The organism is Ruegeria sp. BF6 (assembly GCF_056538665.1).
In genome coordinates, this window is the sequence record NZ_JBQFTN010000004.1 from 1 (window position 1) to 19498 (window position 19498).

Genomic DNA, 19498 nt, shown 5'->3' on the forward strand with positions numbered 1-19498 from the left:
GTCCCACCGTCTCACCGGTGCGTCCCAAGCGCCTCAGCAGCGCCGGTGAAGGGGGTTCTAAGTATAACCAGCACTAGCCGCAAGCAGAAAATCACATCCTGCGCAATTTTTTTGCCATTTTACTATTTTTTATTTATTTTCAATAATTTATGAGCACCTCCGGCAGGGCGATCTCTGCCAACACACCCCAAAGCCGGTGATCCACCACAAAGCCATGACCCGGCCGCGTCCACGCCCACTCTATATATAGTGAGTCCGCCTTCCGCACCCACAAGGCCAGCCCGACTCGGTTGCCCAAAATTCGGCCAGTTTTCCCGACTCGACTCGCATTTTAGACTTAGAAAGCCGCTCGGGTCCAAGCCCGGGGCTTGCGCATTGGCCCGGGATAAGATCACCTCGCCGCAAAGAAACGTTCGAACGCATTATGAGATGACACCCAAGCAGGTAGCCCCTTTCCCACGCATCCGAACAGTTGGTCTGGACGGTGTGCTGATTTCGTTTGGAGATACGATTTCGGAACCCTCCAATCGTGCCGCCCTCGCGTTCCGCAACGCTGTCGACTCTCTGAATTGGGATGGTGTGGCGGAGACATCGGCCTCGCTTGCTTCGGCCTATATCCGGTTTGATCCAATTCGATTGCCGCACTCCGAAATTCAGGCGCGCCTGGAACAGATTTTAGAGCGACAGAATTGGTATCAGGCATCGCTTCCGGCCGGGCGTCGTCTGTGGAAGGTGCCAACCGTTTATGGCGGCGAGCTTGCGCCGCAACTGGATGAGGCCGCCGCCGCGGCGGGGCTGTCATCCGTCGAAGCCATCAAACGCCTCGGCAACACCTGCGTGCGCGTGCTGACCATAGGCTTCGCGCCTGGTCAGCCCTATCTCGGCCCGCTGGGACAGGAGTTCAACATTCCGCGCCTCAAGGAACTGACGCCGATGGTACCCGAGGGCGCCCTGGTGCTGGCGATTTCCCAGTTTGTGCTGTTTTCGGGGCCAACCCCCACCGGATGGCGGCATGTAGGTCAGACCGCGTTCCGGTGTTTCCGCCCCGAAGCCGAGCAGAGCTTTGCACTGCGCCCCGGGGATGAGATGCAGTTTATTCCGGTTAGCCCGGACGAACTGGAGGCCATCCGCGCGACCCGCGATAGCGCGGGCGGCGCGTCCTGCACGGAGATCCCGGCATGAGTCTGCTTGTGCATCAGATCGGACCGGCCTGCACAGTGCAGGATCAGGGGCGCACGGGATATCTGGATCAGGGTCTGTCACGGTCTGGCGCGGCGGATCAGTTGGCCCTTCATGAAGGCGCAGCGCTGTTGGGCCAAAGCCCAGAAAGCGCTGCATTGGAAATGGCAGGCAAGGGCGGATCGTTCGAGGCCACTGAGCCAGTCAACATTGCCCTGTCCGGTGCGTCGATGCAGGCGAATATCGATGGCACGCCGATCGTCTGGAATGCCTCTTATGCCTTGCAGGCCGGGCAGAAGCTGACCATCGGTGCGGTCACACAAGGAACATATGGCTATCTGCACGTTGGAGGCGGGATTGATGCGCCCCAGTTTCTGGGGTCGCGCTCTGCCCATTTGACCGCGAAGGTCGGGCGCGCAGTGCAGATGGGTGACATGTTGCCGGCAGGTCCGCATGCGGGCAGCGCTGGAATGAAGCTGCGTCCGGAGGATCGGTTCGCCGGTGGCACTCTGCGTGTAGTTGCAAGCTTTCAAACCCCCTTGTTCGAGCAGAGCACGCTGAACCGTTTTGCCCGGACAGCGTTTCGGCGCGGGGCACGGGCGAACCGGATGGGTATGCAACTAAACAGCGATGGCGAGGGTTTCGCTGCCCAAGGTCAGCTGAACATATTGTCCGAGGTGATCACCCCCGGTGACATCCAGATGACTGGCACCGGCAACCCCTTTATCCTTCTGCCTGAATGTCAGACCACCGGAGGCTATCCCCGGATTGCCACCGTCCTGCCCTGTGACCTGCCCCGTGCGGCGCAGACCCCTTCGGGAGGGCAGGTCCGGTTCCAATTCGTGACGATGGAGGAAGCTGTCGCCCTGCATGCAACCTATCTTTCCGATCTGTCACGATTGCGGACACGGGTCGAACCTCTGGTCCTTAACCCACATGACATACCGGATCTGTTGTCCTACCAATTGATCGGCGGAATGGTCTCTGCCACGGAGTAAGGAGTGTTGCCGATGCCCAGCGTCGATCTGAATGCAGATATGGGAGAAAGCTTTGGCCCATGGAAAATGGGCGATGATGACAGCCTGCTGAAGATCATCACATCGGCCAATATAGCCTGCGGCTTTCACGCGGGCGATCCGGATGTGATGGCAAAGACGATGACTCTGGCGGCCCGGAACGGAGTGGGCATCGGTGCGCATCCCGGCTTTCCCGACCTGCAGGGGTTTGGTCGCCGCAACATGAAGGTGCCCCATGACAGCTTGCGCAATCTGGTGCGTTATCAACTGGGCGCGGCGATGGGGATGGCCAAGGCAGTTGGCACCAAAGTCCGACACCTGAAACTGCACGGAGCGCTGGCCAATATGTGCTCGGTCGATATCGACATGGCGCGGGCTTGTTATCTGGGCGCGCTGGACGTGGACCCGGATATCATCATCATGGTTTTAGCCGTCACCAAACAAGAAGAGGCTGTGCGTGAGATTGGCTGCAAATGGGTCGGCGAGATTTTTGCCGACCGCGCCTATAATGATGACGGCACTCTGGTGGATCGCAGCCTGCCCGGCGCGGTTATCCATGACCCGGAGCTTGCCGGGCCGCGCATCCTGAACATGGTCCGCGAAGGCGCCATCATCACCGAATCCGGCAAACTGCTTGAAACCTCGATCGATACGATCTGCCTGCATGGCGATGGACCTACCGCAGTGCAAATCGCTCGGTCCGTGCGCGAGAACCTGATCGCAGGCGGTGTCGAGGTGACAAAATTCACCCGATGACCATGCGGTCGTAAGACCATCGCCCCACCTTCTTACTGTTGCCCGCTTGGACTTCTGACCCTAGCATGACCGCAAGTGCATGTTCTGATTATTGGAAATCCAAGCAAGGCCACGCCCGACTGCCACCGGGTATGCGCAAGGAGGTTTATCAATGTCTTTCGATTTGATGTCGTATCAGCCCCGCGGGGACAAGAAGAACTCGGACTTCTTCAACGAGTACCTGCCGATGATCTACGAACGGCGTACCAGCTCGGGTGTGGCCGATCAGGTTGGGCCGATGCGGGCAATAGTCCTGCAGGTGGAAACCACCGCGCTGTTCGATACGCTGATTGAGCTGTATGTGATGACCCCCTATCGCCACACGGCCACATATATGGGGCAGACCCACAAGTTCTCAATCCTGCATTCGCATCCCGATTACCCGGCCATGATCGTGATGGCTCCGCTGAACCCCAGCTTTGAGGACTTCATCCCACGCATCAACCGGATGTACCCGCTGGCGCGCAACACACCACAAACCCGATACGTCGGAGAAATCTATGGTGCGACCGACCTGAAAACGCTCAGCAAGACGCTCGAAGATCAAAACATCCGCTTTGAGTACAAAGGCGATACCGAGAACCCATTCTACACGCAGGATGGATATTGCTTCACCACCCCGTCCGATTTTACCTGCAACCGGGTGGGTTATTCCACGCTGGACTTCAATGACACGGACGGTTTGGGGCTGGGGGACCGCGTGCTGCTGAGCGATGCGGAACGGGCACAACTGGATCAGGCCGCCGCGTTTGGGGCGGACAGCAAAATCTCTCCTTTGATGCTGGGGATCGATCACCTCGCCACCCGCATTCTGGCCGGTGAGCGTGAGGACGCGATCCTCGAGTTCCTGACAATGGTGCCCTATTATTTCTGGGGGGCGTACAACATCTTCGACATGAATTCCTCGACCAACGTGAACCGGAATGCCAATGTGGATGATGACAAGAAGTCACCCGCCAAGGTCTTCACGGCGAACAACACGCCTTCCTTCGTCAATTCCTTTGAACAGTTGCCGATGCCGACCGAGGATTTTGTCCGCAATTTTGGTCGCCGCCTGCATCACATGGCGGTTGAGATTCAGGATGGTGATCACAACGCCGGGGAAAAGAACGTCGATTTCGTTGTCAATACGCTCAAGGACAAGGGCGTGCCGTTCCTGGCGCATGTGGTGGGTGAATGCAAAGACGACCCTAACCTGAAACAGATTTTCTCGAAACACTCAAAAAACACTCTGCTGATCACCGAGTATATCGAGCGCTGCCATCACTATGACGGGTTCTTTACGAAGGACAATGTGGCCGCTCTGACCGCAGCTGCCGGGCAGGATGAGCAATATCAGCACGGCCACGTGTTCGACTAAGGCGTTCTGACAAAAAAAGAGGCTGCGAGTATCCTCGCAGCCAGACCCATTCAGGAGAGTATATGTCGGATCTTATGACGGCCCGATCATGAAACATGTGACATTCCGGGCCTGAAGCCTGCGGCAGGCCAGATCAGCCTGTTCGCGGGTCATGCCCTGAAATGTCGCCTCGAACCCGCGCGAGCTTTGGTTCACCTTGCGCAGGGTTCCTTCCAGAGTGGTCATTTCCGACAGGGCGGTTTTCAGCAAAACCTTTTCCGCCTCGTATCGGGTGGTATAGCGGCCCACATTGACGCCCCACAAATGCCCGCCGGATGTAGACAGCCGGGTCACAATTTCCTGTTCGGGCTCGGGCTGCACGTTCGGGTCGGTCGATGCCAGAACCAGTTTTTCCGGACGTGCGGCTGGCCGCGTTGTGTCGTCGGTTGCAGCCTGAACATCCGCAGCCGCAATGGCTGCGGCGATACCGTCCTGAATGCGCGCACCGTTCTTGGCAGCGGTCGCTGCAACGGTGCCAGCCACCTGTACGGCGGCACCTGGCCCCGGACGTAGAACCGGCCGCAGGCTGGTTTTCGGTGCTCCTGTCAGAGCCGCGACAGTCGCGTCCAACCCGACATTCCCGGCATAGGCCGGACGGGCCGGTTTGCGGATCGGTGCCCGCGACGGTGCGCGACGGAAACCCATGTCCAGCAGCTCGGCCACTTTGGCATTGCGCGATGCGCCGGATTTACCGCCGAACACGGTGGCGATGATCCGTTCATCTTTGCGCTTGGCCGAAGCCACAAGGTTGAAGCCCGCAGCCCGGGTGTAACCGGTTTTGATCCCATCCGCGCCTTTATAGGCGGCCAGCAGGCGACGGTTCGTGTTCGGAACGGTCTTGATCCCGGCATTGGTCGATTGCCGCGAGAACAGGTTGTAGTACTGCGGGTAATCATACAGCAGGTGACGGCCCAGCGTGGTCATGTCCCGTGCGGTGGACAGGTGACCCGATTCTGTCAAACCATGCGCGTTCTTGAACGTGGTGCGGCTCATCCCCATGGCCTTGGCGGTGCGGGTCATGCGGCGGGCAAAGGCGGCTTCGGACCCGCTGATGGCGATACCGATGGCAGTGGCGGCATCATTGGCCGACTTCACTGCGGCAGCGCGAATCAGATAGCGGAAGGCAATCTTCTGCCCTGTGCGCAAACCCAGTTTCGATGGCGGCTCGGACGCGGCTTTCGTGGTGACACGCACCGGTGTGTCCAGCGTGATTTCCCCGTTCCGCACCGCTTCGAACGCGATGTAGAGCGTCATCATCTTGGTCAGCGAAGCCGGATGCAATCGTGTGTCGGCGTTGCGCGAGTGCAGCACCTCTCCGGTTCGTGCATCAATCACCATTGCCGCATAGGGCGCGGCCACCCCTTGCAACGGCGCAAAGGAGAGCAGCCACAAGAATGCTATAAGGAATAAGCCCATTCGGGCCGGAACTGTCCGCCGAACCTGCACGATCTTTGCCTCTGTCTACCTCGGGCCGCCGGGTTTTCCCGGTCAGCTTGTAATTATTTTATTGCTTTAAAGGCTAACACAGGGACCCAATGAAATAAACCAAAAGCTCATCAAATCGCTGTTTGGTTACCCTTTGCATGACATACAACATATGGCCATGCACGTCCCCTGCCCCACCACATCCATGAATGTGACCGGAAAATGCCGCCGCTCTGCGTCGAATTTTCGAAACTGAGACCATTCGGCAACATCAGCCGAGCCGCTGAACAAGGTCCGAGAGCTGGCCCAGGTCCTGCAACTCGCGGTACCGGGGGTTCTCGGCTGGCGTTTCGGCCTGCTCGACCTCCCAGACCAGCCCGTACGGCACATACACACCCCAGCATCCAGCCTGAATCGGGGCCACCACATCAGATCGCATTGAATTGCCGACCATCATGGCCGACGCAGGTCCGCCCTCGTACTGGCTAAAAATCTGCTGATAGGTCTGTGGTGTCTTCTCAGAGACGATTTCAACCCCGTCGAACAGCTCTCCCAATCCGGACTGCGCCAGTTTCCGCTCCTGGTCGATCAGGTCGCCCTTGGTGATCAGCACCACCTGATGAGTCGCCGCCGCGCCCTCGATCGCTTCACGTGCATGGGGCAGCAACTCGATCGGATGGGCCAGCATCTCTTGCCCGGCTTCGACCAGTTGGCGGATGACCGAGGCCGGAACCCGGTCATTCGTCACCTCGATCGCGGTTTCGATCATCGACAGGGTAAAGCCTTTGATTCCGTACCCGTAGTGACGGATGTTGCGCTTTTCAGCCGCCAGCAGGCGCTCCAACAGATGATCCTTCTCGGCATGATCGGCCAGCAAATCGGTGAAATGAGCCTGTGTGAGCTGAAAAAAACGCTCGTTGTGCCACAAAGTATCATCCGCATCGAAGCCGATTGTGGTAAGGTTTTGACCCATGTCGAATACGTCCTGCTGGCTCTTTTCTCTGGCCAGTACGACGTTATATAAGCGCACAGATAAACCGAAGCCTGAATCGGACAGTAGAACGCAATGCTTGAACACCAATGGATCATGTCTGACAAACCGGACGACGACGACCCAGACTCGTCAGTCCTGGTGCAGACGCGCCCAAAGACCAAGCGCCCGCCACTGTACAAGGTTCTGCTGCTGAATGACGACTACACCCCAATGGAGTTCGTGGTGCATGTACTGGAGCGCTTCTTCAGCATGACCCACGCACAAGCGTTCGAGATCATGCTGACTGTCCACAAAAAAGGCGTCGCGGTCGTGGGTGTGTTCAGCCACGAGATCGCCGAAACTAAAGTAGGTCAGGTCATGGATTTTGCCCGTCGGCATCAGCACCCTCTGCAATGCACCATGGAGCGGGAAGAGTAAGCCCGCGCTGCTCTTTCGAAGTCGTTCATGTCTCCTCGTCTCGATCTCGCCCTGCATAGCGGCCTTTCGCTGTCGCAACCGCTGACGGTGCTTGGACCAACCGCAAGCAGTGACCTGTCTGCCTTGCCCCGCGAGACGCGGGTGGTGCAGCCGTTCAAGCCGTTTCATGATCACTTTGCCAACCAGGGGTTCTCGGTCACCCCTGAAACGGATGAGCCCTGTCGGGACGCCATTGTGATCCTGCCCCGTGCCAAGGCGCTGGCCCGCTCGATGGTGTATCAGGCGTGCTGTCGCGCCACAGGAGTCGTCGTTGTGGATGGTGCCAAGACAGATGGCGTGGACAGCCTGCTGAAAGACATCCGAAAACGCGTCGCGGTCGAGGGGCCGATCTCCAAGGCCCATGGCAAGATTTTCTGGTTCCGGACGGATCGCCAGACTTTTGCGGATTGGGCCGCGCCCGAGCATCAGACCGCAGACGGCTTTCAGACCGCGCCGGGGGTGTTCTCGGCGGACGGCATCGATCCGGCTTCGGCCCTGTTGCGGGCGGCGCTGCCCGAAAAGCCGGGCGCTCGGGTCGCTGACCTTGGTGCGGGTTGGGGATATATGTCCGCCGGGCTTCTGCAGGCTCCGGGCCTGAAGGCCCTGCATCTGGTCGAGGCCGACCACACCGCGCTTACCTGCGCCCGCACCAATGTAGCTGACCCGCGCGCGCAGTTTCACTGGGCCGATGCGGTGACCTGGCTTGCACCCGAACCCATCGACGCAGTGGTGATGAACCCGCCGTTCCACACCGGCCGCAGCGCCGAACCGGAGCTGGGGCAAGGCTTCATCCGGTCGTCCGCCAGGAACCTGACCCGCACCGGTGCACTGTGGATGGTTGCCAACCGTCACCTGCCCTATGAAACCACTCTGACCGACGTTTTTATCCATGTCGAAGAAGTAACCGGCGACAATCGGTTCAAGGTCTTTCATGCCTCTCGCCCTCGGCGGTGATCCCGGCTAACCTGCGCCGCAACTCAGGAGTTTACGCATGTCCTTTTCCATAGCTGGCAAAACTGCAATCGTGACCGGCGGGGCCAACGGCGTCGGTCTGGCCATCGGGCGTCACTTTGCTGATGCAGGTGCCAATGTGATGTTTGCCGACATGGACGAGAAACGGCTGACCGAGGAGCTGGGGGAACAGGCCGACGACAGTAATATCCGTTTCTTCGCCGGGGACCTGCGGGAAAAGCTGACCATCGCCAACCTTCTGTCCGCCACCATCGACGCGTTCGATCAGGTGGACATTCTGATCAACGGCGCGCGGCAGGTGATCCCCTCCGATCCGCTGGATACCGAAGATGACTCGGTGCGTACCCTGCTAAACCAGAACCTGATGCCTGCCCTGCGGCTGAGCCAGCTAGTCGCCAAACGGATGATCAAACAAGCCGATGACGAGGACGAAAACCCGGCCAGGTCGATCATCAACCTGTCCTCGATTGCCGCCCGGCGCACGCACCCTGATCTGATGGCCTATTCCGTGTCGACTGCCGCACTGGACCAGTTGACCCGCTCACTGGCAGTGGCGCTGGCCCCGAACCGTATCCGGGTGAACTCGATCGCTCTGGGCTCGGTGATGAGTGCCTCGCTGCAATCCACCCTGAAAGAGAACCGCGACTTCCGCGACGACATCGAGAAACACACCCCTCTGGCCCGGATCGCCGCGCCTACCGAGTTGACCGAGACGGCACAGTTTCTTGCCTCGGACGCCGCCGGGTTCATCACCGGGCAAATCCTGACCATTGACGGCGGCCGCACCCTGCTGGATCCCGTCGCAGCCCCGGCCCACTAATCCCCATGTTCGACACTGAAAAATCAACCGCCTCTGCTTGGTTCCGCGATTTGCGCGACCGGATCGTCACCGCATTCGAAGCCCTGGAAGACAGTCACGACAGCGGGCCATTCTCGGATGAGAAGCCCGGCCGGTTCGAGGTCAAGGAAACCACACGCCAATCCGAGGACGGTTCGGACGCGGGTGGCGGGTTGATGTCTGTGATGCGCGGTGGCCGCGTTTTCGAAAAGGTTGGCGTCAACATCTCGACCGTCTACGGCACGCTGGGTGAGCGGGCGCAGCAAGCCATGGCCGCCCGCAAGGGCATTCCCGGCATGGTCGATGATCCACGTTTCTGGGCCTCTGGCATTTCGCTGGTCGCACACATGCAGAACCCGCATGTCCCGGCCGTGCATATGAATACCCGTATGTTCTGGACGCCACACGCATGGTGGTTCGGAGGCGGATCGGACCTGAACCCCTGTATCGAATATGATGAAGACACCGTTCATTTCCACGCCACGCAGAAGGCGCACCTGGACCCGCACGGACCGGGGCACTATCCGCGCCTCAAGGAATGGGCGGACGAATACTTCTATATCCCACACCGGAAACGCGCCCGAGGCGTGGGCGGCATCTTCATGGATGACTACTGCACCGGTGACTGGGCGGCAGATTTTGCGCTGACACAGGATATTGGCCGGGCCTTTTTACCTGCCTTCCTGCCTCTGGTCGAAAAGCGCCGCGTGCAGGGCTTTGACGATGACGATAAAAACACCCAACTGGTGCATCGCGGCCTCTATGCCGAATACAATCTGGTTTACGACCGGGGCACCAAGTTTGGGCTGGAAACCGGCCACGACCCGGACGCAGTGCTGATGAGCCTGCCCCCATTGGCCAAGTGGGTCTGATTTTGGTCAGAAGTCGAAATCCATGATGTTGTCAAAGCAATGGCTCTGTGCTCCGGATGCCGACATATTCTCACCCACGCGGCTGACCGTGATAGAATAGCTTTTCGAGGTGTCGCCGCCTTCGGGCGGCGCCAGCGAAAACTGCACTGTACGCGTCTGCTTGTCATAGGCTTTGGCGACGTAAATGCGCTGGGTCGTCGGCAGGCCGAGGGTGCGGATGGCGAAATCTCCAATACCGCACCAATAGGCGATTGCCGCTGACGAGCCATGGGTGGCCACCTGGTAATTACCATTGTCCAACTGCGTGACCGTTGCGCGATATCCGGGCCTGATTGCAAAGCCAACTCCGACGGCTTGCGCCAGTGTTGGCAGCAAAAGAAGAACAACTGCGCCTGAAACTCTGAAAAACCGCATAGCAACAAATCCTTGGCCTGAAACACATTCGGACATTACCATAAATCATAGGAGGCACGGCTTGTGAGTAAAGCCCGGGCTCATCGGGCGCTCAGCCGACCGCCAACATCCTGCGGCGCCAGGGCAACCGTCTTGATCACCGCATAGCAGGGCTTGCCGGGCTCCAGCCCCAGCGCCTCGACCGAGCGGCGGGTGACGCGGGCCAGTACCGGTCCTGCCGGGGTTTGGACCGACACAATGGCTCCCGGCCCTTCACCCGCGCGGATCGTATCGACTGTTCCTGCCAGCATGTTCAAGGCCGAGAGTCCCTCGGGCCGCTTGCTGGACAGGATCACCTCCTGAGCCGGAATACGGATGCGCAGTTCTTCCCCCACCTGATGCGGAATGCGCGGCAGGAACAGGCGCGCGCCGCCAGCATCCAATTCAGTCAGCCCGTCGGCGTGATGGTCCCGAACCCGAACCTTAAGCACCGCGCCCACAGCACGTACCCCGGCCGGGGCGATCGACGGATCGGCCATCACCTCGGACGCCGGGCCGTGTCGCACCGCCTTGCCGTCCTGAAGCGCAACCACGGAAGTCGCCAGCCGCGCGACCTCGGCCGCGGAATGTGTGACATAGAGAATCGGCACCGAGACCTCATCCCGCAGCCGTTCGAAATAAGGCAGGATCTCAGCCTTGCGTTCGTCGTCCAACGCGGCCAGAGGTTCATCGGCCAGGATCAGCCGTGGACTGGCCAGCAATGCTCGTCCAATCGCCACGCGCTGCTTTTCCCCGCCTGACAGGCCCGCAGGACGTCGGTCCAGCAAATGTCCTATGCCCAGCATCTCGATCACTTTGTCCGGGTCCTCGCGGCGCGCTCGTTTCGGCGCAAACCAGCGGCCATAGGACAGGTTCTGCCGCACGGTCAGATGCGGGAACAGACGGCCTTCCTGAAAGATATAACCCAACCGCCTGCGGTGCGGCGGCAGCCAGAGGTTCTGCTCGGTATCGAAAAGCTCCCACCCGTCTACAGCGATCCGCCCGGCCTTGGGACGCAGCAAACCGGCCACGGCGTTGACCACTGTGGTCTTGCCCGACCCGGAGCGCCCAAACAGAACGGTCACGCCCGAGGGCGCGTCAAAGCTGAGATCCAGCGTTAGGTCGGGCAGATCGTGCTGCAGGCGGACAGACAGACTCATGACCCGGACACCCGGGCAGCGGCGCGACGACCGACATATTCCGACAGTAGCAACGCCCCCATGGCGATGATGATCGACACCACCACCAGCCGCGTCGCCGCGCCCTCGCCCCCCGGCACTTGCAAAAAGGCATAGACTGCCGACGGCAGGGTTTGGGTCTGGCCGGGGATGTTGGAAACAAAGGTTATCGTGGCCCCGAACTCTCCCATCGCTTTGGCAAAGGCAAGAATGGCACCAGCGATCACACCGGGCAGAATCATTGGCAGGGTGACTGTGGCAAAGACGAAGGGGCGCGACGCGCCCAGTGTCGCCCCAGCCTGCTCCAACTTGGGGTCCACCGCCTCGATCGACAGTCGGATGGCCCGCACCATCAACGGAAAGGCCATGATCCCTGCGGCCAGCGCCGCGCCGGTCCAGCGAAAGGCCACGACGATGCCAAACTCGGCCAGCAGCTTGCCCAACGGCCCCTGGATGCCGAAGGTCAGCAATAGCAGATATCCGGTCACCACCGGTGGCAGGATCAGTGGCAGATGCACCAACCCGTTCAGCAACTGACGGCCGGGAAACCGCCAGCGCGCCAGCGCGTAGGCCACAAAAATGCCAAACGGCAAGGTCACCAGCGTAGCCCAAAAGGAAACGCGCAATGACAGTCTGAGCGCTTCAAGCTCTGCTGGCCCCAACCACCCCATGTGTCAGCGATCCGGTAGGGCAAAGCCCTGTGTGATGAAAACTTCCTGGGCGGCGTCCGATTGCAGGTGATCCAGAAACGCCCGAGCTGCGGTTGTGCCAGACGCGGTCACCGCTGCCGGATAGATAACCGGCGGGTGCAGATCGGGCGGGAACGAGGCCACAACCTGAACCCGGTCTTCGACTTGCGCATCCGACTGGTAGACAATCCCCAACGGCGCGGCCCCTGACGCAACCAGCGCGAGCGCCGCGCGAACGTTGTCGGTCTGTGCGATCCGGGTCTGCACATCCTCCCACAACCCCAGGTTCTGCAGCGCCGCCTTGCCGTAAATTCCCGCTGGCACCGCATCGACCAGCGCCATCGCCAGATGCCCGTTCCCAAGCCTCGCAGGTAGATCGACATCCGGCTGCATCCGGCCGATCTGATCCTGACCTGCACCGCCAATCAGAACCAACCCATTACCCAGCAAATCCACCCGCGAGTCCGCGTCGATCAATTCCTGGTTCTGCAGAACATCCATCCAATCCACATTCGCCGAAATGAACAGATGCGCAGGTGCGCCCAGTTGAATCTGCCGCGCCAATACGGACGAGGCTGCATAGGACACCGTGACCTCATGCCCGGTTTGCTGTTCGAAAACCAGCGCGATCTCGTCCAAGGCATTTTTCAGGCTGGCGGCGGCAAAAACCAAAACCTCCGCCGCTCCGGCCCGTATCGGGGCCAGCGTCAATGTGCCCAACACCAAGGCTGCGATTGCACATCGGCGGGCAAGGGAAAGGATCATGTGCTCTCCCGTCTGGAAAGTTTCAGTTCCTTCGGGAATATCTGAGGGCGCATATGGCACGCAAGCGCCTTTCCCAGGACCGAGGGCGCAGCCTGCCGAAAATGAACAAAATAAACGTGGAGCAATATCAAAGGAACTCGCCTGACCGGGCCGTACATCAAATAAATTGTGCAAGACCCTCTTGCGCCCGCGCGCAGGCTTGGCTACATGCACCGTCACGGGTGATTAGCTCAGTTGGTAGAGCGCTTCGTTTACACCGAAGATGTCGGGAGTTCGAGTCTCTCATCACCCACCATTCCTGTTTAAATCGCGCAAATACCACGGACCCAGCGAAATTCGCACCTGATCTTTGCAACCGATTGCAAGTTTTGACCGTTGGCGCGTAGTATTTCATCATGAATTCGCTTGTTAGCCTTCCCCAGTTCCGCGGGCGCCAGTCATGAGTGTCACCCTCAAAGATGTCGCCGCATTGGCCGGCGTGTCCCGCTCGGCCGTTTCACGCACCTTTACCGAGGGCGCTTCGGTGTCGGCCAAGACCCGCAGCAAGGTTGAAAAAGCCGCCAAGGAACTGGGCTACAGTCCCAACGCGCTGGCGTCGTCGCTGACCACGGGACGGACCAAGCTGATCGGGTTGATCTCCAACAACTTCCACAACCCGATCTTCCTTGAGGTATTCGACCAGTTCACCCGCGCCCTGCAGGAACGTGGGCTGCGGCCGCTGATCGTGAATCTGACGGACGAGACCGAACCGGCCAATTCGGTGCGAATGTTGCGGCAATACTCGGTAGATGCCGCCATCGTCGCCTCATCGACTTTGCCACCCAGCTTTGCCAAGGCGTTTCATGACGCGGGTGTTCCGGTGGTGCATACATTCGGCCGCTCGGCCACTTCGCCCGAGGTGCACGTCGTGGGAATCGACAACGTGGAATGCGGGCGGATGGCAGCGCGTGAACTTCTGGCGCGCGGCTACCGGCGCGTGGGATATCTGGGCGGGCCGAAGGATGCAACATCGGCCATGGACCGGTATCGCGGCTTCATGGAGGAGTTAGAAAAACGCCCCGACATTGAGGTGTCGCATTCCTTCGCTGGGGCCTATTCCTTTGACGCAGGGCGTGCCGAGATGCTGAGATTGCTGGCTGGCGCCCCCGCCGAAGGCTATTTCTGCGGAGACGACATCCTGTCCATCGGCGCCCTGTCGGCCCTGCGGGACCACGGGGTGAAACCGGGCACGGATATCGGTATCATCGGCCTCAACGACATGGAAATGTCGCGGTGGGAGAGCGTAGACCTCACTACAATTCACCAGCCGATCAAGCAGATCATCACCTCGTCCGTGGATCTGGTCGAGGAAATGCTGAAGGACCCCAAACGCTACCCCGAGGCGCGGATTTTCCCTTGCCGGGTGATTGAGCGGGGCACGCTGCGGCCCCGCCCCTGATCACTGGAACATCGGCGGGCGCGCGTCTTTCCAGGCGCCGTCCTCTTTGCCCGATGCCACGGCCGCGTGCACAGCGGCAATCGAGCGAACCCCGTCTGACGCGCCCGGCAGGCCGTCGCGGGTCTCGCCCCGGATCGCATCGGCCAGGTCGCAATAGATATTGGCGACCGCCAGCGGAAACCCTTCGGGATGCGCGATGGCCACGCGGGACAGGCGCTGCGCTTCATCATGCAGGCCGCCCTCACCCTTTTCGATGATCTGGGTGCGCCCGCCGACAGGGGTATAGATCAATTGGTTGGGTTGTTCCGAAGTCCAGCGCAGACCGCCGGTTTCACCGAACACCTGAATGTCGAACCCGTGTTGCCGCCCGATGGCCACGGATGAGGTCCATAGGCGGCCGACAGCGCCACCCTCCATCCGGAAGTTGATCATTGCGTCGTCTTCCAGTTCGCGGCTGGAAATGGTCGAAGCCATGTCGGCGGACAGTGTCTTCACCTCATCATCGCAGATGAAGCTGGCCATGTGCAGCGCGTGGATGCCGCAATCAGCGAATTGCCCCGAAACCCCCGCCATCGCTGGATCATAGCGCCAGCGCACACGCGGGTTGTCGGCATCGGTGGCATCGCCATGGTGGCCGTGACTGAAATTGGTGACGACCAGACGCACCTTGCCAATGTCGCCTGCCCGCACCATCGCACGGGCCTGCCGCACCATCGGATAGGCGGAATAGCAGTAATTCACCGCACAGATCTTGCCCGACGCCTCGGTCACGCGGACAATCTCCTCACCCTCTTCCACGGTCATGGTCATCGGCTTTTCGCACAGTACGTTGAACCCGGCCTCAAGGAACGCTTTGGCGATCTCGAAATGGGTGGAGTTTGGCGTGGCAATCGTCACCAGATCGATCCGGTCGGCGCGGCCCTTTTCGCCAGCCAGCATCTCTTGCCAATCGCCATAGGCGCGGTCGGCGGCCACGCCCAGCCGCTGCGCATATTCCCGGCCTACGTCGGGGCGGTGATCCAGCGCACCGGCTGCGAACTCGAACATGCCGTCCGCCTGAGCCCCCAGACGGTGTGCAGGCCCAATCTGGCTTCCTTCGCCACCACCAATCATGCCCCATTTCAGCTTTGCCATGGTATTTGTCTCTCTTAAGTGTTTTGCCGTTCGCGATCAGAAATCGCGGATGTTTTGCCATTGCCGTTGCCGGGAGGACGCCAGCGCCGCGGCGACGACAAGGTTAACCTCGTGCCCGTCGTGGAAGGTGGGCCAGATGGGCTGCCCGGTATGGATCGCCTGCAGGAAATCCTTGGCCTCAATGATGATCTGGTCCTGATAACCGGTGCCGTGGCCCGGACCTTGGCAAAAGGGTTCGTAATCCGGATGCGCCGGACCGGTCAGGATCTTGGTGAAGCCGCGCTGCGCCTCGGGGCCTTCGCGGCGATAGAACCACAGAGCGTTCTGGTCCTCCTGATCAAAACGCAGCGCGCCCTTTGTGCCAGAAATCTCATAGGCGTAGCCCATCTTGCGGCCCGTCGCGACGCGGCTGACATAGATATTGCCCATCGCACCATTTTCGAACCGGCACATGATCTGCGCGTGATCATCATTGTCCACCATGCCGCCGGGGCGGGAGTGGTGAACGGTCTCGACCTCGGCCATAACCTCGGCAATCGGCCCCATCAGCGCCAGCGCGCCATTGATCATGTGCGGCGCCAGATCGCCCATCGTGCCGTTTGCCATGCCGGTTGTGCGCCAGGTGGCCGGGGCCTCGGGGTCGGCATAAAAATCTTCAGTATGCTCGCCGCGGAACCAGGTGATGTCTCCCAGCTCACCCTCTGCAATCAGTTTTCGCGCGTATTGCGTGGCGGGGGTGCGGGCATAGTTGAAGCCGACCATGTTGGTGACACCGGCCGCCTCGGCGGCCGCTACCATGGCTGCTCCATCCTGCATCGACGCGCCAAGCGGCTTTTCGCACAGCACCGGCTTACCCAAGGCAAAGGACGCTTCGGCGATCTGGCGGTGGGTGTTCTGGGGTGAGGCGATCACTACAGCCTCGACCGCCGGGTCGTTGACCAGCACCCGCCAGTCCTCGGTCGCGCGGCGGAATCCGTACGCCGCCCGATACCGTTCGGCGCTTTCGGGGCTTGAGGCGCAGATCATCTCAAGACGCGGGCGAAGTGCCGTGTTGAACACTGCACCCACCGCCGACATGGCAACGGAATGGGCCTTGCCCATATAGCCACCGCCAACAATTCCAATTCCGATTTCAGGCATCTGTCGCGGCTCCGAACATATCATTTGCAACCGGTTGCAAAATGAGTATCGTGTGAATCGATTCAACGCAAGGTCCAAACTTTGCCGACCCCAGCTTGCCGGAGGAACATGACGTGAGCGCTTTGATAGACGGTATCAAAGGAAACCGGTTCGCCGTGTTGGGGCGTGCGGGCATGGACATGTTCGCCGATCCCATTGGCGCCAAAAGCGAAGATGCTGATACGTTCCACGCCGATCTGGGCGGATCGTCGGCCAATATCTGTGCAGGTCTGGTCAAGTTGGGTAGTCAGGCGTCGCTGGTCACCTCGGTCTCGGATGATGCCATTGGGCGATTCTGCCTTAATCGCCTGCGCCACTATGGCGTCGACACGTCCAATATACGTGTCGTTGGCGGTGAATACCGCATGTCGCTGGCCGTTTATGAAAGCCGAATCGAGAATTTCCAGAACGTCATCTATCGCAACGGGGCCGTCGATTTTCAGGTCACTGAAGAGGACATGGACAAGGTCGACTATTCCACCTTCTCCGCCGTGATCTCGGCGGGCACCGTCTTTGCCGCCGAACCCTCGCGCAGCGCCACCTTCCGCGCTTTCGAAAACGCCCGCGCAGCCGCGTTGCCCGTAATTTTCGACATTGATTACCGCCCCTATAGCTGGCCCTCGCCCGAGGTGGCCGCCGACGTCCTGTCGCTCGCCGGAGAGGCCAGTGACCTGATCGTCGGCAATGACGAAGAGTTCGGTTTCATGGCCGGGGGTATCGAAAAGGGTTTCGCCAAGGCCAAGGAACTGGCGGAAAAACCGGGCCGAATTGTCATCTACAAGAAAGGTGAACAGGGCGCGGTGACGCTGGCGGACGGTCAGGAGATCCGCACCGGTATCTACCCTGTCACCGCCGTCAAACCCAACGGCGCGGGCGACAGTTTCATGGCCGGCCTGCTGGCGTCAATCGCGGCGGGGCATTCGCTGAAAGACGCGGTCATGCGCGGGTCGGCCTGTGCCTCGATCGTTGTATCACAACCCGGTTGCGCCCAGGCGATGCCAACAACGCAGCAACTGGACGCATTCCTCGCCACCCACCCCGGCCCGATCACATAGGAGGCTCCCATGCATATCGCGCCCTATGACAATCAGAACAAACCCATCGTCGACGCCGACGACCCGACGGTGCCGCTGAACTATTTCAACATCGTCAAACTGAAAAAGGGTGAGGCGTTCGAATATCAGGTGCCGGGGTATGAAACCTGCATCGCCCCTGCCACCGGTAGCGTGGATGTAGATGTCGAAGGCATGCAGTTCCCCAAGCTCGGCAACCGGGGCGAAGACGTGTGGGATGGCGAGCCCGAGGGTGTCTATGTCCCCGTCGGAGCCAAGGCCCAGATGGTCTGCGTCTCGGACGAGGCCGAAGTGTTTATCGCTGGGGCCAAATACGACAAGGTGCTGGATCCTTTCGACGTCCGCCAGCATGACCTTGTGCAATACGGCAGCGACGACACCAAAACCCATCGCAAGATCAAGCACATCCTCGGTCAGAAACAGCATGACAAGGTGGGCCGCCTGCTGGTCAGTGAGCTGTTCACGGTGGGTCAGGGCGGCTGGTCCGGCTTCCCCAGCCACAAGCACGACACCAACCGTCTGCCGGATGAAAGCCGCCACGACGAGACCTACAACTTCCGCTTCAAACCCAACTGGGGTTCGGGTCTGCAGATGTTGCAGCGTGAGGACAACGAGTCCGGCGATGCCTATCACATCGTCGATGGCTCAACGATCTGCATCGACAAAGGCTACCACCCCTGCTGCGTTTTGCCGGGATACGAGATGTACTATTTCACCATCCTCGGCGGTCTCAGCCAGCGCTCGCTGGTGCAGTATTTCCAACCGACACATGCCTATCAGATCGAGACCATTCCGGGCATCAAAGACATGATCGCGAAATTCAAATGACCCTCGTCACACTGAAAGACGTCCTGACCCCCGCGTATGAACAAGGCTACGCCATCGGTGGGCTGGTAACGCTGGGCTGGGAGGATATGCGCGCCTATGTGGCCGCAGCCGAGGCCGAAAACGCGCCCGTGATCCTGCAGGCCGGCCCTAGCTGCCGCGAACACACGCCTCTGCCTGTTCTGGGAAAGATGTTCCGCCACTTGGCCGAGAATGCCTCGGTCCCCGTGGTGGCCCATCTGGACCACGGTTATACGTTTGAGGAGTGCAAAATCGCGCTCGACAGCGGGTACACGTCGCTGATGTTCGACGGCTCGCGCAAACCGCTGCAGCAAAACATCGACGAAACCGCTGCAATAGCCGAGATGGCCCACGCGGCCGGGATTTCCTGCGAAGGTGAGATCGGTTTTGTCGGCTATTCCGGCGGTGAAGGCTCAAACGGCACCGACCCGGCCGAGGCGGCGCAGTTCGCGCGGGAAAGCGGCGTGGATGCGATGGCCATCTCGGTCGGCAACGTCCATCTGCAGCAAAACAAAGAGGGCGGTCTGGACGAGGACCGCATCCGCCAGATCGACGCCATGACCGAAGTGCCGCTGGTGATCCATGGCGGGTCCGGCGTGCCGGTCGAGCAGCGCAAGCGTCTCGCCCGCGAGACCTCGATCTGCAAGTTCAACATCGGAACCGAGCTTCGCATGGCCTTCGGTGCAGCGCTGCGCGAGGCAGTGAACCGCGACCCCAACAGGTTCGACCGCGTCACCATCCTGAAAGAGACCCACGACCCGGTCGAAGCTGCGGCCCGTGTTGTCATTCGCGCTTTCGGAGCGCCGCCGCAAAGATAA

The 19498-nt window shown here is 60.3% G+C and carries 20 protein-coding genes and 1 tRNA gene; 13 read left to right on the forward strand and 8 right to left on the reverse strand.

All coding sequences use genetic code 11. The features are described 5' to 3' along the window. Window positions 1-429: 429 nt before the first annotated feature. The 4 genes from ACR0IM_RS12565 (at window position 430) to ACR0IM_RS12580 (ending at window position 4350) form a co-directional block, all read left to right on the forward strand. A complete protein-coding gene (locus tag ACR0IM_RS12565) occupies window positions 430-1182 on the forward strand; it encodes a 5-oxoprolinase subunit B family protein (RefSeq protein ID WP_480682119.1) in 753 nt (250 codons plus the stop codon). Next, window positions 1179-2177, forward strand: coding sequence for a 5-oxoprolinase subunit C family protein (locus ACR0IM_RS12570; protein ID WP_480682121.1), 999 nt, complete (start codon window positions 1179-1181; stop codon window positions 2175-2177). The genes ACR0IM_RS12565 and ACR0IM_RS12570 overlap by 4 nt, the downstream gene beginning before the upstream one ends. A 12-nt stretch (window positions 2178-2189) precedes the next feature. Further along, window positions 2190-2951: a LamB/YcsF family protein gene (locus ACR0IM_RS12575; protein WP_480596455.1), complete on the forward strand. Its 762-nt coding sequence runs from the start codon at window positions 2190-2192 to the stop codon at window positions 2949-2951. A 151-nt stretch (window positions 2952-3102) separates the two neighbouring features. Next, a complete protein-coding gene (locus ACR0IM_RS12580) occupies window positions 3103-4350 on the forward strand; it encodes a hypothetical protein (protein ID WP_480682122.1) in 1248 nt (415 codons plus the stop codon). A 72-nt stretch (window positions 4351-4422) separates the two neighbouring features. On the opposite strand, the gene ACR0IM_RS12585 is transcribed toward ACR0IM_RS12580, so the two are convergent. Further along, the gene (locus ACR0IM_RS12585; protein WP_480682123.1) at window positions 4423-5805 is read right to left on the reverse strand and encodes a D-alanyl-D-alanine carboxypeptidase family protein; all 1383 of its coding nucleotides are present in this window, start codon (window positions 5803-5805) and stop codon (window positions 4423-4425) included. A gap of 280 nt (window positions 5806-6085) precedes the next feature. Next, window positions 6086-6787, reverse strand: a complete 702-nt coding sequence (locus tag ACR0IM_RS12590; RefSeq protein WP_480682124.1) for an HAD family hydrolase — start codon at window positions 6785-6787, stop codon at window positions 6086-6088. A gap of 93 nt (window positions 6788-6880) precedes the next feature. Between ACR0IM_RS12590 and clpS the strand changes: the two genes are divergently transcribed. Genes clpS through hemF form a run of 4 tightly spaced genes read left to right on the forward strand, consistent with a single transcriptional unit; the run spans window position 6881 to window position 9946 of the window. Next, entirely contained in the window at window positions 6881-7225 is a 345-nt protein-coding gene (clpS, locus tag ACR0IM_RS12595; protein WP_480596463.1) for an ATP-dependent Clp protease adapter ClpS, read from the forward strand. Window positions 7226-7252: 27 nt separating this feature from the next. Further along, on the forward strand, window positions 7253-8218 hold the full coding sequence (locus ACR0IM_RS12600) for a class I SAM-dependent methyltransferase (RefSeq protein ID WP_480682125.1): 966 nt from the start codon (window positions 7253-7255) through the stop codon (window positions 8216-8218). Between the two features lie 37 nt (window positions 8219-8255). Beyond that, window positions 8256-9056, forward strand: coding sequence for an SDR family NAD(P)-dependent oxidoreductase (locus ACR0IM_RS12605; protein ID WP_480596468.1), 801 nt, complete (start codon window positions 8256-8258; stop codon window positions 9054-9056). A 5-nt stretch (window positions 9057-9061) separates the two neighbouring features. Beyond that, complete coding sequence (hemF, locus tag ACR0IM_RS12610) at window positions 9062-9946, forward strand: oxygen-dependent coproporphyrinogen oxidase (RefSeq protein ID WP_480682126.1); 885 nt, start codon at window positions 9062-9064, stop codon at window positions 9944-9946. Window positions 9947-9952: 6 nt separating this feature from the next. Here hemF and ACR0IM_RS12615 read toward each other — a convergent pair whose 3' ends face one another. The 4 genes from ACR0IM_RS12615 to modA all read right to left on the reverse strand — a co-directional run bounded on the left by ACR0IM_RS12615 (window position 9953) and on the right by modA (window position 13010). Continuing rightward, window positions 9953-10360: a hypothetical protein gene (locus ACR0IM_RS12615; RefSeq protein WP_480641869.1), complete on the reverse strand. Its 408-nt coding sequence runs from the start codon at window positions 10358-10360 to the stop codon at window positions 9953-9955. Window positions 10361-10440: 80 nt separating this feature from the next. Next, the gene (gene modC / locus ACR0IM_RS12620) at window positions 10441-11538 is read right to left on the reverse strand and encodes a molybdenum ABC transporter ATP-binding protein (protein WP_480641868.1); all 1098 of its coding nucleotides are present in this window, start codon (window positions 11536-11538) and stop codon (window positions 10441-10443) included. After that, entirely contained in the window at window positions 11535-12227 is a 693-nt protein-coding gene (modB, locus tag ACR0IM_RS12625; protein ID WP_480641867.1) for a molybdate ABC transporter permease subunit, read from the reverse strand. Before modB ends, modC begins: the two co-directional genes overlap by 4 nt. A gap of 3 nt (window positions 12228-12230) precedes the next feature. Further along, the gene (modA, locus tag ACR0IM_RS12630; protein WP_480682127.1) at window positions 12231-13010 is read right to left on the reverse strand and encodes a molybdate ABC transporter substrate-binding protein; all 780 of its coding nucleotides are present in this window, start codon (window positions 13008-13010) and stop codon (window positions 12231-12233) included. 219 nt (window positions 13011-13229) lie between these two features. On the opposite strand from modA, the gene ACR0IM_RS12635 reads away from it, so the two are divergent. After that, window positions 13230-13305, forward strand: a tRNA-Val gene (locus ACR0IM_RS12635). A gap of 144 nt (window positions 13306-13449) precedes the next feature. Beyond that, a complete protein-coding gene (locus ACR0IM_RS12640; RefSeq protein ID WP_480682129.1) occupies window positions 13450-14448 on the forward strand; it encodes a LacI family DNA-binding transcriptional regulator in 999 nt (332 codons plus the stop codon). Here ACR0IM_RS12640 and ACR0IM_RS12645 read toward each other — a convergent pair whose 3' ends face one another. Then, window positions 14449-15582 (reverse strand): Gfo/Idh/MocA family protein, encoded by a 1134-nt coding sequence (locus ACR0IM_RS12645; RefSeq protein WP_480596486.1) that lies wholly within the window; start codon window positions 15580-15582, stop codon window positions 14449-14451. A gap of 36 nt (window positions 15583-15618) precedes the next feature. Then, the gene (locus ACR0IM_RS12650; RefSeq protein ID WP_480596488.1) at window positions 15619-16722 is read right to left on the reverse strand and encodes a Gfo/Idh/MocA family protein; all 1104 of its coding nucleotides are present in this window, start codon (window positions 16720-16722) and stop codon (window positions 15619-15621) included. Window positions 16723-16835: 113 nt separating this feature from the next. Between ACR0IM_RS12650 and iolC the strand changes: the two genes are divergently transcribed. From iolC to ACR0IM_RS12665, 3 genes are read left to right on the forward strand one after another with little or no spacing between them, the layout of a single operon-like run. After that, window positions 16836-17816 (forward strand): 5-dehydro-2-deoxygluconokinase, encoded by a 981-nt coding sequence (gene iolC, locus ACR0IM_RS12655; RefSeq protein ID WP_480682130.1) that lies wholly within the window; start codon window positions 16836-16838, stop codon window positions 17814-17816. A gap of 9 nt (window positions 17817-17825) precedes the next feature. Beyond that, the gene (locus ACR0IM_RS12660) at window positions 17826-18662 is read left to right on the forward strand and encodes a 5-deoxy-glucuronate isomerase (RefSeq protein WP_480641864.1); all 837 of its coding nucleotides are present in this window, start codon (window positions 17826-17828) and stop codon (window positions 18660-18662) included. Next, complete coding sequence (locus ACR0IM_RS12665; protein WP_480682131.1) at window positions 18659-19498, forward strand: class II fructose-bisphosphate aldolase; 840 nt, start codon at window positions 18659-18661, stop codon at window positions 19496-19498. The genes ACR0IM_RS12660 and ACR0IM_RS12665 overlap by 4 nt, the downstream gene beginning before the upstream one ends.

Excerpts from the sequence above, each read along its gene's own strand:
- ACR0IM_RS12580 (WP_480682122.1), top strand. The coding sequence starts at position 3,103 with ATGTCTTTCGATTTGATGTCGTATCAGCCCCGCGGGGACAAGAAGAAC.
- ACR0IM_RS12590 (WP_480682124.1), bottom strand. The coding sequence starts at position 6,787 with ATGGGTCAAAACCTTACCACAATCGGCTTCGATGCGGATGATACTTTG.
- ACR0IM_RS12575 (WP_480596455.1), top strand. The coding sequence starts at position 2,190 with ATGCCCAGCGTCGATCTGAATGCAGATATGGGAGAAAGCTTTGGCCCA.
- modC (WP_480641868.1), bottom strand. The coding sequence starts at position 11,538 with ATGAGTCTGTCTGTCCGCCTGCAGCACGATCTGCCCGACCTAACGCTG.
- ACR0IM_RS12645 (WP_480596486.1), bottom strand. The coding sequence starts at position 15,582 with ATGGCAAAGCTGAAATGGGGCATGATTGGTGGTGGCGAAGGAAGCCAG.
- clpS (WP_480596463.1), top strand. The coding sequence starts at position 6,881 with ATGCTTGAACACCAATGGATCATGTCTGACAAACCGGACGACGACGAC.
- ACR0IM_RS12570 (WP_480682121.1), top strand. The coding sequence starts at position 1,179 with ATGAGTCTGCTTGTGCATCAGATCGGACCGGCCTGCACAGTGCAGGAT.
- ACR0IM_RS12615 (WP_480641869.1), bottom strand. The coding sequence starts at position 10,360 with ATGCGGTTTTTCAGAGTTTCAGGCGCAGTTGTTCTTCTTTTGCTGCCA.
- ACR0IM_RS12650 (WP_480596488.1), bottom strand. The coding sequence starts at position 16,722 with ATGCCTGAAATCGGAATTGGAATTGTTGGCGGTGGCTATATGGGCAAG.
- ACR0IM_RS12660 (WP_480641864.1), top strand. The coding sequence starts at position 17,826 with ATGCATATCGCGCCCTATGACAATCAGAACAAACCCATCGTCGACGCC.
- ACR0IM_RS12600 (WP_480682125.1), top strand. The coding sequence starts at position 7,253 with ATGTCTCCTCGTCTCGATCTCGCCCTGCATAGCGGCCTTTCGCTGTCG.
- modB (WP_480641867.1), bottom strand. The coding sequence starts at position 12,227 with ATGGGGTGGTTGGGGCCAGCAGAGCTTGAAGCGCTCAGACTGTCATTG.
- ACR0IM_RS12565 (WP_480682119.1), top strand. The coding sequence starts at position 430 with ATGACACCCAAGCAGGTAGCCCCTTTCCCACGCATCCGAACAGTTGGT.
- hemF (WP_480682126.1), top strand. The coding sequence starts at position 9,062 with ATGTTCGACACTGAAAAATCAACCGCCTCTGCTTGGTTCCGCGATTTG.
- modA (WP_480682127.1), bottom strand. The coding sequence starts at position 13,010 with ATGATCCTTTCCCTTGCCCGCCGATGTGCAATCGCAGCCTTGGTGTTG.
- ACR0IM_RS12585 (WP_480682123.1), bottom strand. The coding sequence starts at position 5,805 with ATGGGCTTATTCCTTATAGCATTCTTGTGGCTGCTCTCCTTTGCGCCG.
- ACR0IM_RS12605 (WP_480596468.1), top strand. The coding sequence starts at position 8,256 with ATGTCCTTTTCCATAGCTGGCAAAACTGCAATCGTGACCGGCGGGGCC.
- ACR0IM_RS12640 (WP_480682129.1), top strand. The coding sequence starts at position 13,450 with ATGAGTGTCACCCTCAAAGATGTCGCCGCATTGGCCGGCGTGTCCCGC.
- ACR0IM_RS12665 (WP_480682131.1), top strand. The coding sequence starts at position 18,659 with ATGACCCTCGTCACACTGAAAGACGTCCTGACCCCCGCGTATGAACAA.